Below are 17,421 nucleotides of genomic sequence, written 5' to 3' on the forward strand. Positions count from 1 at the left end.
GAAAAGCTGCTTAAATTCATCTGAATAAGTTATGGCCTTCGCACTTACATTCACCACGTACTTGTTTTGTGATAGGACCTCACGGTCCTCTTCGGTAAATCTCTTCTTGCTCATGCAATCCCCCCCCCCCGATGCTTATTCCAGTATACAAAAAGGTACCCACAGCCTGAACACCTTTTTTCAAAGTGTCCAAACTATGGGTACCAGTTTAATTACCCCGGGCTCTTTTTGTTGGAATGATAGATTGGACTTATCAGGCATTGTCCAGGCAACCTGGGAACATGCCGGTCGTGATCGCGATTCGGTTCCAACTGTTGATCAAATTGATCGCAAAAATCAGATCCACCGTTTCTTTTTCACTGTAAAACGTCAAAATCCGGTTAAACAGTTCTTCCGACACTCCGCCCTTTGAAATCAAGGTAACGGCTTCTGCTAGTTCCAGAACGGCCTTTTCTTTGTCCGTATAGCACGGCGATTCTCTCCAGACGCTTACCAGGGCGATCCTTTGCTCCGTTTCGCCCAGCTTGCGCAGCTCGTTCGTATGCATATCGAGACAAAAGGAACAGCCATTGATTTGCGAAGCCCGAATTTTGATCAACTCGTATACAATCCGGTCCAGTCCGCTTTCTCGGACATGGCGCTCCAGTTGGCTCATCGCCCGGTATACTTCCGGATTTGCAGTGTAATGGTTCAGTCTCATTTTCATGATTCATTCCTCCACCTTGGATATATTTTTTGTCTTCAAATAGATAGACAGGTGGAGAGAGGATTTTGTGACCGAAGCTCAGAGTCATTTCTTTGCCGGTACGTGAATTAGCTTGTCCGGGTTGGTTATCAGGTAGATATTCACAATATGACCTGTGTGATCCCCTTCAATAAGAATGACTTTCACAGCGACCCCGTTCCTATATAAGACAAGTCCTTCTTGACCATTGATCAAGGTCGGCACCAAATCGCCCTCCATAGAGCCTTTTTTCGTAATCCCGGCCCAGAACGCAATGATCCGTTTTCTCGAGGTGATCGGATGAATAGCCGAGCGGACTTTGCCTCCGCCATCGCTCCACATCACGGCATCTTCGTTGAACATCTCCAGCAGGGGAGCAAACTCACCAGTGCGAGCTGCCTTTAGGAAGGCGCTAACCCAGCCGGGGACAATTTGATCGCTCGGTGGCGATTCAGGCGGTACCGGTCCCAGTTTCTTTCGAGCCCGGCTTAACAGCTTCCGGCATGCCGCTTCATTCTTCCCCAGTATCGATGCGATTTCATCATATTCTATGCCAAACGACTCCCTCAGCACAAAAACGGCCCTCTCTTGGGGAGAAAGGTGTTCCAGCATGGTCATAAACGCATACGAAATTTGTTCCTCTCTAAGTATGGGTTCATCCGCCGCATGAGATGTCTGCAGAAAAACGGGCTCCGGAAGCCAAGTGCCAAAGTAAGTTTCACGCGACAATCTAGGGGATTGTATAGCGTTTAAACTGCGGTTTACGACCGCTCGCCTAAAATAAGGCCCCGGGGCGCGAATATGTTCGAGTCCGGCGGCATTTTCGAACATTGCCAAAAATGTCTCCTGAACGATATCCTCGGCTTCGACCCAGGATCCCGTCAACCGATAAGACAAGGCGGTCAGGTTCGACTTGTTCTCATGATAATATTGTTCCAAATCAGTGGTCACTTTGACGGGCCCCCTATACACTTCACAAGTAACATCGAGTCTGTTTTTTTTACTATATCAAATAAAAAAAGCCTTGTCCTGCGGAATCAGGACGAGGCTCTTTCGGTGACACAAACTTAAAACTTGAAGATATGTATCGTTTTTTGAAGCTGGAATACCGCATTTTTCATCGCTTCGGTTTCATCGGCCATGGCCTGGATCGACGTAATTTGCTCGTTCATGGATGCGGATACTTGTTCCGTACCGGCAGCGGACTGCTGAGTAATTGCCGATATGTTCTGGATGGATGCGGAGATGTTATGAGCGCTTTCCAGCATCGATTCGCTTTCTTTAGAGAAGGCGGAAATCTGTTCCGTAATATATTGTACGCTTTGCACGATTTCTTGGAAAATCCGTTCCGCTTCATGAATCATATCATTTTGCTGGCGAACGACTTCTTCGTTGATCTTGATGTTCTGTCCCGCAAGTTTGACGTCTTGTTCAATGCTGCGAACAAGATTAAAAACTTCTTTGGTGGAGGAAGTGGATTCCTCGGCCAATTTACGTACTTCCTGAGCAACTACGGCAAATCCGGCACCATGTTCTCCGGCCCGAGCAGCTTCGATGGAAGCGTTAAGCGACAAAAGGTTTGTCTGTTCGGCAATTTCCGAAATGGTAGCCGTAATCTTGGTGATTCCCCGGGCGTTTTTCGCAAGCGCTTCGATCGAATCGGCCACTTTTTCGGTCGCTTCAATATTTCTGCGCATGCCGTCCGCCTGCATGGATACGGAATCCCGGCCTTGTTCCACCAGCTTCAGCATTTCAATGGACCGGCTGCTCATTTCCCGGGTGGAATCCGTGTAGTTGCTCACTTTGCGTTCGATTTCGCCGATGGAATCTTTCATGCCGCTCACGTCTTCGGAGATTTCGTTGGCCCCTAGAGCAAGCTCATTGGAGGAGTGGCCTACCTGGGTCATGACGCTGATGAGCTCCTGATTCCGGTCCGCGATGCTGCGGCTTGAATCCATAACCTTGCGCGTAATTTCCGATGTCTCCTGCAAAATTTTGCGAAGCTTGTCCACCATGCTATTGAAGGCGCGATTCAAGTCTTCCATGCCCCCGGATTCCATGATTCGACTGGTGAAATCCCCTTTGGCAATTTTTGCCGAAGCATTGGTGATATCCTCGAAAGAGCCTGTCAGCGCATTTTGCAAATAACGAGTGAGCGGATAGGTAAGCGCTCCCAGAACTACGATCAGGATGATCCCCACAAGCAACTTACCGACGATTGTGAATACGATCAATGCCGGAATGGCAAAAAGCGCGGCCACAAGATAACAAGCAGCGGAGATTTTCTTGGAAAGAGGAAGTCTGTTGAACCATGACATAGGTATTATGCCCTCCTTGTAAATTAGGATATATCTACCATGATTATAACATCGACAGGGCAATGGGGATAGGACCAAAAAAAAATTAGAATCAAGAAATAGGCTGAACGGAGCTTAAAAAAAAGAAATGAATATCCATGTTCTCATTTGGTGAAATTACCTGTTACTAGGCAGATTGTTGCTTGCTTGACTCCATGATCTGATCATAGTTATATAAAACATACATTAATGCCTTGAATTTGAAATATTAGAGAATGAAATCAATTTTATAAGATTCAAATATTGAGAGAAGGAGATCAAAATGAACAATCATGGAAATGCTGGATCGGCCACATTCAAACGATGGCCTATTGTAATGGCGCTTCTTATTGGCGCGTTTGTCTCCATCTTGAATCAGACCTTGATGAACGTGGCATTACCGCATATGATGATTGATTTAAAAGTTAATGAGACGACCATTCAATGGCTGGTTACCGGGTTTATGCTGGTGAACGGCGTGCTGATTCCGGTCAGTGCCTATCTCATGGAACGATTCACAACACGCACCCTATTTATCTCGGCAACTACCTTATTTGCGATAGGTACGCTGGTGTGCGGAATCGGGTCCAGCTTTGTCATGGTTTTGATCGGACGTCTTATCCAGGCAGCAGGCGCGGGGGTGCTCATGCCACTGATGACTGTCGTGTTCTTAACCATCTTCCCGATTGAAAAACGCGGACAAGCGATGGGGACGATGGGGATTGCCATGATTTTTGCTCCTGCCGTCGGCCCTACCTTATCAGGCTGGATCATTGAGCATCATCCATGGAATATGCTGTTCTGGATCGTACTGCCGTTCTCGGTGCTGTCCATTATTTTAGGCTTTATATTTATGAAGAATGTAACCGAAGTATCCCGTCCCAAGCTGGATTCCTTATCGATTGTATTGTCAACGCTTGGCTTTGGCGGCGTGCTTTACGGTTTCAGCGAGGCGGGCAGCGAGGGATGGGGGGCGACGGAGGTTGTTGTCAGTCTGATTGTGGGCGTAGTCGCGCTTGTTCTGTTCCTCTGGCGCCAGTTGGCAAGCAAACATCCGATGCTGGAGTTCCGGGTGTTCAAGTACAATATGTTCTCTCTGACAACAGTAATTAATGTCGTGGTAACGATGGCGATGTACGCAGCGATGATTCTGCTTCCGATTTATTTGCAGACGATCCGCGGCTTTTCTCCGCTTGAGTCGGGATTGCTGCTGATGCCTGGGGCTATTTTGATGGGGATCATGTCTCCGATTACCGGGATCATCTTTGACAGAATCGGCGCACGTTGGCTGGCGGTCATCGGGTTGGCCATCACGATCGTAACTACTTGGGAATTCAGCCGGCTCACGGACAGCACGACATACACCCATCTCATCCTGATGTACACCGCCCGGATGTTCGGCATGTCCATGCTGATGATGCCGATTCAAACCGCCGGGTTGAATCAGCTTCCCGCGAGACTAAATGCTCATGGCACAGCTATGTCCAATACATTGCGAACGATAGCCGGTGCGCTGGGTACCGCCTTACTGGTATCCATCATGTCTTCCCGGACCAAGGAAAGGGTAACTGAGCTGGTCCTCTCGGCGGGCATTAATCCTAAGGATCCCGCGAATGCGGATCTGATGGCTCAATTTACGAATGAGGCGACTATTTACGGCATAGATTATGCATTTATCATTGCCACGGGTATTACCGCCGTCGCTTTTGTCCTGTCGTTCTTCATCCGGAAAGTGAAGATCAACCGGGAAGGGCAGGGCAAGGAAGTCGAAGTGAAGCCGGCCAAGGCTTAAGTAAGTATAGTTGAAGAATATATAAAACAAGCTGAATGCGGTCAGGGCGGGAACCCTGTAGCTTCAGCTTGTTTTATTGTGGTTGGCCAATGGGGAGATCTCAATCGAAGGAGGCACCTTGGCACCTTCATTGGATGAATTCCAATGAGAGGCTCCAAGGAGGGGGAATTCGTGAGACTTGATTGGATAATTTCCAATCAGATGTCCAAATTTCCCGCAAAAGCAGCCACATCCACGGCTTTCATTGGATTTAATCCAACGACAGCGCTGGGTCGATAAGAAAAGGCTTAATTTCATTGGATATATTCCAATGAACTCACAGGATCAAAAAAGATAGGGCCGGAATCATTGGGAATCCCAATAATTCCGGCCCTTTAAGTTGCTCTACCTATGGTAAAGCGATTTGCTACTCCAATCACGAGATACTAGCAAAGCCATGTTTCGTCATTGGCTGTGGAGTGATTTAGCCCAGCGTTACGACAACTTTATGGACGCCGCCGTCGCCGAACGGTGCAATAATGTTGCCTTCTACGGCATTGCCGTCAACCGTCATGCTCTTCACGCCTTTGGATACATGATCCGGGTTGTTGATTTGGATCACGTAAGTGTCACCGCGGAATACGCGGGTGATTTCAAAGCCGTCCCAAGCTGTAGGAATACAAGGTTCAACCTTCAGACCGTTGAAGTCCGCTTGAATACCGAGGATCGCTTGCGTGATCGCTACATAGTTCCAGGCAGCCGTACCGGTCAACCAGGAGTTTTTCGCTTCCCCGTGACGGACCGCATCCTTACCGGCGATCATTTGCGAATAAACGTATGGTTCCATGCGGTGAACTTCACTGATGTCTTCCAGGTAGGCCGGAGCGATTTTCGAATAAACTTCGAACGCTCTGTCGCCATTGCCGAGCACAGTTTCCCCGATCATGATCCAAGGGTTGTTGTGGCAGAAAATACCGGCATTTTCTTTGTAGCCCGGAGGATACGTAGAAATTTCACCCAAGTTCAGATAGTACTTGGAATACGGAGGCTGCTGCAGCACGATACCGTATTTCGTGTCGAGTCTTTCCTTGACGGAAGTCATCGCCTTAGCGGCAAGACCTTCTTCTACGCCGATACCGGCCATGACGCACATACCTTGCGGCTCGATGAAGATTTGACCTTCTTCGTTTTCCTTGCTGCCGATTTTTTCGCCGTAGTGGTCGTAAGCGCGCAGGAACCAGTCGCCGTCAAAACCGTGCTCGAGCGTGATCGCGCTCATTTTCTCCGCTTGGGAAACGGCTTCAGCAGCTTCGTCTTCCAGGCCGCGCATCCGGCAGATTTCCGCAAAGTCAGGGCTCACATAGACGAACAGGCCTGCGATAAATACGGATTCAGCCGTACCGCCTGCAATGTTCTCGGTGGTTTGGAACGATTCGCCCGGTTCCTTGGAGAAGCAGTTCAGGTTGAGGCAGTCGTTCCAGTCCGCACGGCCGATGAGCGGCAAACCGTGAGGTCCGAGGTTGTGAATAACATGATAGTAAGAGCGCTTCAAATGCTCGAACAGGGTGGCAGTGTTGTCCGGATTGCTGTCGAACGGAACTTGTTCGTCCAGAATGCTGACATCGCCGGTTTCTTTAATATAAGCGGCTGTTCCGAGAATCAGCCACAACGGATCGTCATTAAAGCCGCTGCCGACTTCGTTGTTGCCCTTTTTGGTGAGCGGTTGATATTGGTGATATGCGCTACCGTCTTCAAATTGCGTAGCGGCGATGTCGAGAATCCGTTCTCTGGCGCGCTCCGGAATTTGATGTACGAAGCCGAGCAAATCCTGGTTCGAATCGCGGAAGCCCATACCGCGGCCGATGCCGGACTCGAAATAGGAAGCGGAACGGGACATGTTGAACGTAACCATACATTGATACGGGTTCCAGATGTTGACCATCCGGTTCAGCTTGTCGTCACCGCTGTTAATTTGGTATTTGGACAGCAAGTTCTCCCAGTAGGAAGCAAGCTCTTCCATAGCGCGATCCACATCGGCGTCGGTAGCGAACTTCTCGATCATCGCTTGAGCCGGTTTCTTGTTGATGACGCTAGGAGCTTCCCATTTGTCTTCTTCGGCAACTTCAACATAACCAAGAATGAAGACGAGGCTTTGCTCTTCGCCCGGTGCGAGGGTCAGCTTCACTTCATGCGAGCCGATCGGGGACCATCCGCTGGCTACGGAGTTGGTTGCTTTACCAGCTACGACAACTTGCGGTTCATGCAGGCCGTTATAAAGACCGACGAACGATTCGCGATCCGTATCGAAACCGTCGATATTCCGGTTGACGGAATAGAAGGCATAGTGGTTTCTGCGTTCGCGGTATTCGGTTTTGTGGTAGATGACGGAATCCTTAACTTCCACTTCACCGGTGCTGAGGTTACGCTGGAAGTTGGTCATGTCGTCCTGGGCATTCCAGAGACAGAATTCGGCAAAGGAGAAGAGGGAAACCGTCTTCGTAGCCGAGCTTGTATTTTTAACGGTCAAGCGGTGTACTTCACCGTTGTAGCCCAGCGGAATGAAGGCGAGCTGGTTGACGGAAATGCCGCCGCGTTCCCCGGTGATCGAAGTATAACCAAGACCATGACGGCACTCGTAGAAGTCAAGATCGCGTTTTACAGGCATCCAGCCCGGTGTCCAGAAATCGTCGTTGTCATGATCGCGCAGATAATAGTAACGGCCGCCGGTATCCAGCGGTATATTGTTGTAGCGGTAGCGAGTCAAACGGCGCAAGCGGGCATCACGGTAAAAAGTGTAGCCGCCGGCTGTATTGGAGATCAGTCCGAAAAATTGCTCGTTACCGAGATAGTTAATCCACGGATAAGGGGTTTGTGGCGTGTTAATCACGTATTCTTTGCGAACGTCGTCAAAATGTCCGAATTTCATGAATAAAGTCTCTCCCTTCGTTTGTGAACGCGCGTTTATTTTGAAGAAAAGGACCGCCTCGCCCATAAGGTGAGGCGTTTGCGCTGCCGAAGCAGCGTCTAATTCCCGGCCGGTTTGCAGGAATCCCTGATTACGAGTCGGGCGGGAAAACTTACCGTGCTGAAGGTTGGTTCGTCAGCATTGCAGAGGCCGATCACTTTCTCCACAGCCGCTTTGGCCATATCGTCGATCGGCAGCTTCACCGAAGTCAGCTTGGGAGTGATCCGTGCCGAGAGCTGTACATCATCGAAGCCGATCATGGAAAGATGGTCGGGGACGCTGATCCCATGCTCGGCAAACGCTTCCATGGCAGATATCGCCATATCGTCGTTCGAGCTGAACAGGGCGGAAGGTAATCTGCCGCTCTCGGCCAGCCTGGATGCTTCTCTGTAGGCGGTTTCCTTCAGAAAGTCGCCTTCCAGAATGAATTCGTCAATAATCGGCAGCCCATGCTTCTTCAGCGTGTTTTCGTAGGCCATATAGCGTTCCCGACCGGAGAAGGTATTCATTCTTCCCTTGATAATCCCGATTTCCCGGTGGCCGAGTTCAATCAGGTATTCGATCGCTTCGATCGTTCCCTCGTAATCCATGGAATTGATGACCGCCAGATGATTCTTATTCAGGCGTTCAGCCATAATTTCCGAGATATCGTAGTCGATGAGAACGAGCGGCGCTTCTTGGCTCACCAATTCGCTTACGAGCTCAATGTCCTTCTGGGTTCCTACGAGAATGCCGCCGTCGATCCGCTTTTGCAGGAAAGCCTGTTTGATCTTTTGAAAATCGCCCGGTGAATAAACGGTATGGATAAGTACATAGAATCCACGGGCGTTCGCCGTGTCGACGACGAGATCGACGATCGGGGCAAAGTAGCTGTTTTGGTAAATGCGGCTCGCGTTTTCCTTCTCGTTCATACTGATAGCGAACAGCCCGATCGTATCGGTCCGCTTGCCGGCCAGCGCTCTGGCAAAGCTGTTGGGTTCGTATTGGTACTGCTCAATGACTCGCAGGACCTTGGCCCGTGTCGCTTCGGGAACGTTGGAATAGTTGTTGATGACGCGGGATACGGTACTGCGGGATACCCCAGCCAACTTGGCAATATCTTCGCTGCGCATAAAGGCTCCCCTCTTTCTTATAAACGCGCGTTTATAACCCTATTGTAGTAGAAGTGTCTCCGTAAATCAATTCCTTATTTTGCACCCGCAGTTACCAAGAATTAAATAATCCCGGAGCCTTATATGGCGCCGGGATTTAAAGTACTGCCGATTACTCAGCGGCATCCGTATGATTCGGATCCAGATACTTTTCAATGAAATGAATTGCTTTATCCTGGTTCTCCGATTCGTATCGTAAGGTGATGATCATATCCTGCATAGCTAGCGGCAGCTGTTTGGCGAGAGGGCTGTCGGTAACCCGGATGCCGTAGATATGTTCCTCGGTTTCTTCTTCTTCGCGTCCTTTGATGAGGTTGTCCTCTTTTAAGAGCGGCTTAAGCACACCATTTGCTACGGAGTCGAGATTCATCAGAGCGCCGCCTCCGCCCAGCCAGTTGAAGGAATTCTCGTCCAAAATATAAACATCCGGCTTCTCGGTTGCTACAACAGCCATAGCTTTCTGCTGGAAGGCTATATCGGTCATTCCGCCGCCTTCTCCTTGCGACGGTAAATAGGTAAGAACGACTTTCAGCCGTTTCCATTCCGGAAACTGTGCAGTCATGGCCTTCTCAAGCCCTTCGTCGCCGCCTTGACTCTGATCGGACATATAATTACCGACAAACATGATCGATAAATCGATCGGAGGCAGGGCAGCCAGCCTCTTTTGCTCTTCCCGGTGGTCGATAAAGGCGTTGATTCCGAATATCAGCGCAGCGACTGCGATAATTCCGATAATGACCTTCGTTTTATGTAACCTGAAGAAATCATCGATTTTCTCGGCGGTACCGGCAAAACTTCCCCATTTATCATAACGCTGCCGGCTCATCTCATTAATTTTGCTGCGACCTTCATGCTCCACGATCATTTTATAAGCTTTGAATTTGAGTTCATACTCGCTATCTCCGGATTCTCCATCGGCCGGGTTCTTCACTTGCCGGGAGCGGGATTTTCTAAGCAGAATCTCAAAAGCCTTCTCTACTTCCTCTCTGGAAGCGTTCTCGGGAAGTCCCAACAGTTCATAAGCTTGTTTCAAATCGTCCATCACTAATCTCCTCTAGTTATGTGTACTCTATCATTCATTATACTTTGTAATTCGAAGGAAAGAAAATAGAGGATTTGGAAGGACAGCAGGGACGCGAAATAGGGAAGCCGCCAGGAGACACTCGGGTCCCATGACGGCTGATGTTGGCACACGTTTGCTTATTGTTGAACGCGGCGCATGGATAGAATGGCGTCATGCCAGTATCCGGTGTCGATCGAGCTGATTTCCACGCCGGGGTCGCCCCAGGTATGGATCATTTTCCCGTTTCCGATATAAATGCCGACATGTCCGGGAATTTTATCGTTTTTAAACCGGCCCGGGACCGTAAAGAAGATCAGATCACCGGTCTGCAGGTTGGATCTTTCTACGGGAGTCCCCAGCCTGGCCTGATCCCGGGCGAGACGAGGCAGACTGATCCCGAACCTTTTGAATACATGACGTGTAAAAGAGGAGCAGTCGAAAGCTTTGGATTGCTCATAGGTGGAAGCTCCGAAATCGTAAGGTACACCCATAAACTGCTTCGCGTAGGATATAAGCTCGTCCCGGTTTCCGGCCAGGCTGAGGATGCCCATGCGCTGCAGACCCTTTTGCTGCGGGTTGCTGTCCGAGGCTCCGCCGTCATCCTTCATTTGGCCGATGTGGAGATTACCTGTCCGTTTGTCATATCGTACATCGGTTTGAAGGAGATCTCCCAGCGCTTCTTCGGTCAGACAGACTTGTCCGTTTTGCGTAATCGGTGCTTGGGAGAGGGAAATTTGTTTGCCGAAAGATACGGCGTGCCTTTGACTGGGCTGGACTTGAAACATGACATCCGTATATCCCATCTGGACCATATTGTCGCTTTCCCGCAGACGCAAACCAAGTGACTCGGCAACCTGGCTTAAAGGCACCCACGAAGTATTTGCCTGATCTTCGCGGCCGTCGGAGCGGATGATGGGATTCTCAGAGGAAGGAACTGATTTCGCGGATGGTCCGTTATTATTACCCCAGCAAGCCGTTAAGGAGGCCAATATCATGCCTGACAATATAATAAGCATGGCCCTATTTGACATCTTACTGCGCATGATCTATCGCACCCCAATCATTTGGTTACAGGTCCTTGGCCTTATAAAAAGTCTATCGCCGCCGGACCGCTTATTCTGAGTATGTAAAAGTAAGAGATTTTTATGTATGGAAATTAAAATTCCCCCGAACTTCCCGCAACCTGCGTTTGTCAGAAGCCCGCAGAATATGTGACCGGGCAGGGTGACTTTTGAACCTGCATTTTGTATAATCCTTACCAGGTTGAGAGAATGGATTAGGCTGAAGGGAGATTTTGAGACATGACACAATTTAAAGCATTCGAAGGAAACTTTCAGGGAGAAGCCGCGGTTTTTCTGCAGGCGGGAAAATATGAGGCGATTATGATCCCAGGGGTCGGCGGAAATCTGCTTTCCTTCCGTGACACCGAAAGCGGTTACCGTTTTCTGCGTGAGCCGGCGGACGGGGAAATGGAGGATTTCAAAAGCAACCCGGGCATTTACGGGATTCCAGTGCTATTTCCGCCCAACCGGTATGAAGACGGGTTGTTTCCATGGAAAGGGGAAGTTTATCGTTTTCCGGTAAATGAGGACGCGACGGGCAACCACTTGCACGGTTTCTTGCATACGGCGGAGTGGAAGGTGGAAGAATTCGGGCAAACGAAGCAAGAGAGCTATGTAACCGTTGCAGCTAAGGTGGATGAGCAGCATGCCGCTTATCAATATTTGCCTTTCCGATTCACGGTGAGACTGAAATATGCACTGAGCGAAAACGGACTTTCGCAGCATTTGTTTGTCCGGAACGACGGTGACAAGGAAATGCCTTGTCTGCTGGCTTTCCACACGGCGGTCAACGCTCCGTTTGCGCCAGGCAGCCTGGCGGAAGATTACAAGGTGAAGCTAACGATCGGGGAGCGCTGGGAGCTTAGCGACCGTATGCTGCCGACAGGTAAGTACCAGCCTTTGACCGAGGATGAGTTGAAGCTGAAGGGAGAAGGGTTGTATCCGTTCTATGCACCAATGGATAACCATTACACTGCAGTTGCGCAAAACGGAAGAAACCGGATGGAATTGACCGATACGAAACTTGGCGTAACTTTGGTTTATGATGTAGGAACTTCCTATAAACAGTGGATGATTTGGAACAATGGGGCAACGAAAGGATTTTTCTGTCCGGAGCCGCAAATCAATCTTGTAAATGCTCCGAAGGTGGAGTTGCCTGCGGATGAAATCGGGCTCTTCGGTTTGGCTCCCGGCGAAATTTGGGAAGAAACGGCTCGCTTTTATTTGAAATAATCCTAAGTAAAGAAAAAGCAGCCGATTCCATTCCGCGGAATCGGCTGCTTTTCTTGCGTCAGGGCGGTTAAACGACCTGATTGATTTCGGAAGCTCTTTGGCTTCCTGCGTCCGGAAGGAGACGCTTGATCTGTTCCAGGTTTCTTCTCGGAACATGAATCGTTTTGATACCGTGCGTTTCATCGCGGAACATCACTACATTGTCCCGGATTTCCGAAATTTTAAACAGATTGACATAACAGTTGGTGCTGATGCGGTAAAACGAGGAGTCCGATACGAGCTTGGATGTTTGCTCGGCAGTGAGTCTCTGTTTTATACTGTAATTTCTACCGTGAAAACAAACCAATCCGTGAGCCCCGATTTTGAAGAAATAAGTATCGTGCGGATTAAGGTCCTCATATACATCTTTCTTCTCCGGTCCGACATTCATCATTCCAAATTCCCCCTTTAGAAGATGTTGTGGAAGCGCTTGCAGTATACCATATTTTTACGGGTTTGTGTAGGGGGGACTGTTTAAATTTTTAAGAAGTTTAGGGAGGACAAGCTGGACTTTTGCGTAGAATTGCGGAAAAATAAAGGGAGAAATAAATTTAAGGAGGCAGTTTATCTTGTCACAAATCAAAGAACGCCTGCTGTTGTTCGTCGGTTCCTATGCCGAGGCGGCAGATCCCGGAGTTTATGTATATGAATTGGATGTGGAAGCGGAACAGTTCCGCCGTCTGGACGCTGTATCCGGCATGAAGAATCCCACCTTCGTATGTGTGAATGCCGAGAACCGTAAAGTTTATGCCATTTCGGAAGGCAAAACGGAGGGTGGGGAAAGAACCGGCGAGGCGATTGCGTTTAGTGTTGCATCTGAAACGGGAACGCTGTCGGAACTTAACCGGATAAGAACCATCCAGCCTTCGACCTCACATATACAAAAAGATGATGCCGGCAAATTCGTTGCCGTATCCGGATATCACGGAGGCAACGTAGGGTTGGTCAAACTGGCGGCCGACGGCCGTTTATTAGAGCTGTCCGACGAGCAACAGCATGAAGGGCATGGAGCGGACCCTGTAAGACAGGATCGCCCACACCCCCATTCCGCGCGTTTCAGTCCGGACGGCCGGTTTATGCTTGTCGCCGACCTGGGCCTGGATCTGGTGCGCACTTATGCTGTCGATCAAGAAGCAGGAACGCTGAAGCCGGTGTCCGATGCTCAGACGCCCCCGGGTTCCGGTCCGCGTCATCTCGCTTTTCATCCCGACGGAAAGTACGTCTATTCCATCAATGAAGTCGGAAATTCGATTACAGCTTACAAGTTTGACGCGGAGAGCGGAGAATTGACGCCTTTGGAAACACTGTCGACGTTGCCGGAAAATTATGAAGGCGAGAATACGACCGCGGAAATCGCCGTGTCTAATGACGGTCGATATCTCTACGGCTCGAACCGCGGGCATGACAGCATCGTTCAATTCAGCATCGACCCGGAGAGCGGCAAGTTGTCCTTGGTGGAGCATGTGTCTACCGAAGGCGGGCATCCCCGTCATTTCGCTTTGACACCGGCTGGCGATTACCTGGTGGCTGCCAACCGCGATTCCGACAACCTTGTTCTGTTCAAGGTGGACCGGGAAAGCGGTCGATTGCAGTGTACCGGACGTACGGAAACCGTCCCCAAGCCGGTTTGCGTGCAGCCTGTATTGATTCCTCTGGCTTAGAGTTTCAGTTATTTCGCAAACAGACCGGACTGTAGGATTCCTTCCCACAGCTGTTGAAATTGCGGAATATCGAGCTGCTGGGCTGCGTCGGATAAAGCGGTTTGCGGGTCCGGATGCACCTCGGCCATGATTCCGTCCGCACCTGCGGCAAGCGCCGCTTTCGCGCAAGGGAGCAAAATGTCTTTGCGTCCCGTGGAATGGCTCACATCTACGAGTACCGGCAGATGGGTTTCCTGTTTCAGTAGCGGAACCGCGGAAATATCGAGTGTGTTACGTGTCCACTTCTCATAAGTGCGGATACCGCGTTCAATGAGCATGACCTTCGAATTTCCGCCTACCGCGATATATTCCGCGGCGTGAACGAACTCCTCCAGCGTTGCTGCGATTCCTCTTTTCAGTAATACGGGGATGTTTGCTTCGCCCGCGGCTTTTAACAGCTCGAAGTTCTGCATATTTCTGGCGCCGATCTGAATGATGTCGATGTATTGTTCGGCCAGCTCGATATGTGCGGGGTGGACAATTTCACTGATTGTCGCCAGCCCGAATTCGTCAGCAACCTCTTTAAGCATTTTCAAACCTTCTATGCCAAGACCCTGGAAGTCGTAAGGGGAGGTTCTCGGCTTGAAAGCGCCGCCCCTCATTACTTTAATGCCAGCATCCTTTAAGGCGGAAGCGACAGTTCTCAATTGTTCATAAGATTCCACGGAACAAGGTCCCGCGATCATAACTTGGGAGCCGCCGCCAATCAGGGTTCCTTGAACATCGATGACCGTGCTTTCAGGCTGTTTTTTGCGGCTTACGAGCAGTTGGCGTTTATGGTCTTCTTCCTGAAGATTGAGCGAGGCTATGAAGATTTCCTTGAAAATGTGTTTGACCTCCGCATCCTTGAAAGGACCTGGATTTTTCCGGGTCAACTCCTCAAGCATGGCTCTTTCCCGTACAGGATCGAATTTCGGAACCCCTTGCTTCTCTTTGATTTCACCGATCGACCGGACGATCTCGGCCCGTTCATTCAGCAGCATAAGCAATTCGTGGTTGATACCGTTCAGCTTTTCCCGTAATTCTTCCAATGTGTGACTCATAATCCGCTTCACTCCTTATCATTTGGCGCTTGAAAAAACAGAAAAGGCTGCCTATCAAGGGACGGATTTCTCCGCGGTACCACCCTTGTTAGACAACCTTACAGTTTCTCAGCTTGGACACGGATAACGGTGTGCGGCCGGAGTTCCCTACTGCCGGTAAACAGCGTTCAGGAATCGACTCGGGAGCGAACTTCGGCGACGCGGCTCCAGCGGGGTGCTCTCAGTCTCCGGCACCGCCGTCCCTGTTTGGACGCATTCGCTTACTTTTCTCCGTCATAGTCCTTAGAATCATGCATTACGTAATTTATTCGAGATTATATGCTGAGACAATCAAATTGGCAATAACTTACACTCAAGCGCGAAAACTGTGAAGCTGTGTTGCGGTAAAGGTGAGGGATGTTTCTTTCCATAGAAAAAAATCAATGTATTATAAAGTGGACGCTGCCTGGTGACTTGCTTTTCAGGCTCGTGCTCGCTTAAGATGAATCCATAGGTTATTTTTCGAAGTTTACTCATAAGGGAGCAGGTTGCTTATAATGACGTTTTTCAAAGAGCTGTTTCAAATTCCGGGTTTTCGGCGAGTGCTCGCACTGCTATTCGTTGTGTTAGTGCTGTACTATTCGCGAAGCATGCTTAACATGGTGCTGATTACTTTTATTCTTACGTACCTGATCAACCGTCTGCACAATTTCATTACGCGCAATGTTGACAAAGTGGTACGAATAAACCGAAGTATTACGATCCTCCTGATTTATGTCATCATGATTACACTACTGGTGGCCGCCATTTATTATTACCTTCCGGTTTTCATCGCCGAATTGACGGATCTGGTAAACCAGGTAATCTCGTTCTACGACAATCCACCAAGCAATTTGCCTGACAATCTCATATTGAATTTTCTGGTCGAGTCACTTAAGGACATAGACCTGTCCGCTTATATCGACAGCGGCTTCAATTTCCTGCTCAGCACGATTTCCGATATTGGCAAATGGAGCCTGAATCTGTTTGTAGCGATCGTTCTAAGTCTGTTCTTCCTCCTGGAAAAAGAAAAAGTCACCAACTTCACCGCGAAATTCAAAGCAAGCCGGATGTCCGGCCTGTTTGTGGAATTGGAGTATTTCGGAAAGAAATTCGTCCATTCTTTCGGTAAGGTGATCGAGGTTCAATTTTTGATCGCGCTGGTGAATTCGATCCTTTCCACTATTTTTCTCTGGATCTTCGGGTTTCCGAATCTAATCGCGCTGGCCATCATGATCTTCCTTCTCGGGCTCATTCCGGTCATGGGCGTCATTATATCACTCATCCCGCTTTGTGCGATTGCGTTTAAGATTGGCGGATTGATCAAAATTGTCTACGTGCTGATCATGATCGCAGTGGTGCATGCGGTGGAAACATACTTTCTCAACCCGAAATTCATGTCCAACAAGACGCATTTGCCTATCTTCTATACCTTCTTGATTCTGCTCGTTTCGGAGCATTTCTTTGGAGTCTGGGGTTTAATTGTGGGCGTTCCGATCTTTATGTTCTTGCTTGATATTTTGGAGGTACCGGTTGGAGGCGGAAAAAGGGTGCCGCCGGCCGTAACTGAAGAGAACTAACTCGTTCCGGGGAATTTGGAACCATAATTATAAGATAACGGGAGGATCCCTGGATACAGGGGCCTCCCGTATTTTTGTGATAACAGTGGAGCCGATTTTATTTAGGTTGGACCCATTGAATTTGGTTATTCTGGTAATCCATCGTCGGATGCCCGGAACCCTTGCTTTTCCAGGTGCGAGTAATCATCTTCTTTAATTTTTCCGGAAGTGCCTCTTTCAGCTTGGATGCTTTCTCAGCTTCGAGCTTGCCTTCCGCGACAGCTTTGTCAATATTTTGTACCGCTTTTTCATTGAGCTTTTTGAGGTACTCCTCCTCGCTCCAGCCTTTGGTTGATTGAGCGACTTGAAGGAGAGATTTGCCTTGCTTGAGCTGTTCGATTACCACTTTACTCTCGATCCCTAGCAGTTCTGCAGTATCCTTGACGATATGCCCGCCATGGAAATGGCGAAACGGAGGGTGCGGATGCTTGACATGGGGGTCTTTGGACTCCGGCTGAGTCGTTGCATGTACGGGTTGCTGAGCATTCGCGTACGCGGAGCCCGACGCAGCGGGGGCCAAAGTGAGGATTAGGGCCAGACTGCTGGCGGCGGCAAGACCTTTCAGTTGTTTCATAGACTTTTTCCACCTCTTCGTTTAGAATAATTGGGTCCTACATACCCTTATTGTTGACAAAATGAGCGGAAACCTTTCAATTCGGGTAAAAATGAGATGAGAGAGAAGTAACAGGAGGAATTTG

The 17,421-nt window shown here is 49.3% G+C and carries 15 protein-coding genes; 4 read left to right on the forward strand and 11 right to left on the reverse strand.

All coding sequences use genetic code 11. The features are described from left to right. From KJS57_RS26675 to KJS57_RS05770, 4 genes are all read right to left on the reverse strand, one after another. The coding region (locus KJS57_RS26675) for an HTH domain-containing protein (protein ID WP_306434205.1) at window positions 1-114 on the reverse strand (114 nt) is incomplete at its 3' end. A gap of 139 nt (window positions 115-253) precedes the next feature. After that, window positions 254-706 carry a carboxymuconolactone decarboxylase family protein gene (locus KJS57_RS05760; RefSeq protein WP_213654077.1) on the reverse strand — a complete coding sequence of 151 codons (453 nt, stop codon included), beginning with the start codon at window positions 704-706 and terminating at the stop codon, window positions 254-256. An 84-nt stretch (window positions 707-790) separates the two neighbouring features. After that, a complete protein-coding gene (locus tag KJS57_RS05765; protein WP_213654078.1) occupies window positions 791-1,675 on the reverse strand; it encodes a sigma-70 family RNA polymerase sigma factor in 885 nt (294 codons plus the stop codon). 116 nt (window positions 1,676-1,791) lie between these two features. Continuing rightward, window positions 1,792-3,042, reverse strand: coding sequence for a methyl-accepting chemotaxis protein (locus tag KJS57_RS05770; protein ID WP_211021281.1), 1,251 nt, complete (start codon window positions 3,040-3,042; stop codon window positions 1,792-1,794). Window positions 3,043-3,343: 301 nt separating this feature from the next. Here KJS57_RS05770 and KJS57_RS05775 point away from each other — a divergent pair, with 301 nt between their 5' ends. Further along, window positions 3,344-4,852 (forward strand): DHA2 family efflux MFS transporter permease subunit, encoded by a 1,509-nt coding sequence (locus KJS57_RS05775; protein ID WP_213654079.1) that lies wholly within the window; start codon window positions 3,344-3,346, stop codon window positions 4,850-4,852. Between the two features lie 463 nt (window positions 4,853-5,315). Here the strand turns inward: KJS57_RS05775 and KJS57_RS05780 are convergent, their stop codons facing one another. From KJS57_RS05780 to KJS57_RS05795, 4 genes are all read right to left on the reverse strand, one after another. Continuing rightward, entirely contained in the window at window positions 5,316-7,757 is a 2,442-nt protein-coding gene (locus KJS57_RS05780) for a glycoside hydrolase family 94 protein (RefSeq protein ID WP_213654080.1), read from the reverse strand. Window positions 7,758-7,855: 98 nt separating this feature from the next. Then, a complete protein-coding gene (locus KJS57_RS05785) occupies window positions 7,856-8,908 on the reverse strand; it encodes a LacI family DNA-binding transcriptional regulator (RefSeq protein WP_213654081.1) in 1,053 nt (350 codons plus the stop codon). A 151-nt stretch (window positions 8,909-9,059) separates the two neighbouring features. Continuing rightward, complete coding sequence (locus KJS57_RS05790) at window positions 9,060-9,989, reverse strand: molecular chaperone DnaJ (RefSeq protein WP_211021284.1); 930 nt, start codon at window positions 9,987-9,989, stop codon at window positions 9,060-9,062. Between the two features lie 158 nt (window positions 9,990-10,147). Then, complete coding sequence (locus KJS57_RS05795; RefSeq protein WP_213654082.1) at window positions 10,148-11,053, reverse strand: C40 family peptidase; 906 nt, start codon at window positions 11,051-11,053, stop codon at window positions 10,148-10,150. 258 nt (window positions 11,054-11,311) lie between these two features. On the opposite strand from KJS57_RS05795, the gene KJS57_RS05800 reads away from it, so the two are divergent. After that, window positions 11,312-12,304 (forward strand): aldose 1-epimerase, encoded by a 993-nt coding sequence (locus KJS57_RS05800; protein WP_213654083.1) that lies wholly within the window; start codon window positions 11,312-11,314, stop codon window positions 12,302-12,304. A gap of 67 nt (window positions 12,305-12,371) precedes the next feature. Here KJS57_RS05800 and KJS57_RS05805 read toward each other — a convergent pair whose 3' ends face one another. After that, entirely contained in the window at window positions 12,372-12,737 is a 366-nt protein-coding gene (locus tag KJS57_RS05805) for a LytTR family transcriptional regulator DNA-binding domain-containing protein (protein ID WP_211021287.1), read from the reverse strand. Window positions 12,738-12,912: 175 nt separating this feature from the next. Here KJS57_RS05805 and KJS57_RS05810 point away from each other — a divergent pair, with 175 nt between their 5' ends. After that, window positions 12,913-14,004 (forward strand): lactonase family protein, encoded by a 1,092-nt coding sequence (locus KJS57_RS05810; protein ID WP_213654084.1) that lies wholly within the window; start codon window positions 12,913-12,915, stop codon window positions 14,002-14,004. Between the two features lie 8 nt (window positions 14,005-14,012). Here the strand turns inward: KJS57_RS05810 and KJS57_RS05815 are convergent, their stop codons facing one another. After that, complete coding sequence (locus KJS57_RS05815) at window positions 14,013-15,086, reverse strand: bifunctional 3-deoxy-7-phosphoheptulonate synthase/chorismate mutase (RefSeq protein WP_213654085.1); 1,074 nt, start codon at window positions 15,084-15,086, stop codon at window positions 14,013-14,015. Window positions 15,087-15,622: 536 nt separating this feature from the next. Here KJS57_RS05815 and KJS57_RS05820 point away from each other — a divergent pair. Then, window positions 15,623-16,684, forward strand: a complete 1,062-nt coding sequence (locus KJS57_RS05820) for an AI-2E family transporter (protein ID WP_211021290.1) — start codon at window positions 15,623-15,625, stop codon at window positions 16,682-16,684. Window positions 16,685-16,781: 97 nt separating this feature from the next. On the opposite strand, the gene KJS57_RS05825 is transcribed toward KJS57_RS05820, so the two are convergent. Next, window positions 16,782-17,297: a hypothetical protein gene (locus KJS57_RS05825; protein WP_213654086.1), complete on the reverse strand. Its 516-nt coding sequence runs from the start codon at window positions 17,295-17,297 to the stop codon at window positions 16,782-16,784. Window positions 17,298-17,421: the final 124 nt, after the last annotated feature.

Source organism: Paenibacillus vini, assembly GCF_018403325.1.
GTDB classification, from domain to species: Bacteria; Bacillota; Bacilli; order Paenibacillales; family Paenibacillaceae; genus Fontibacillus; species Fontibacillus vini.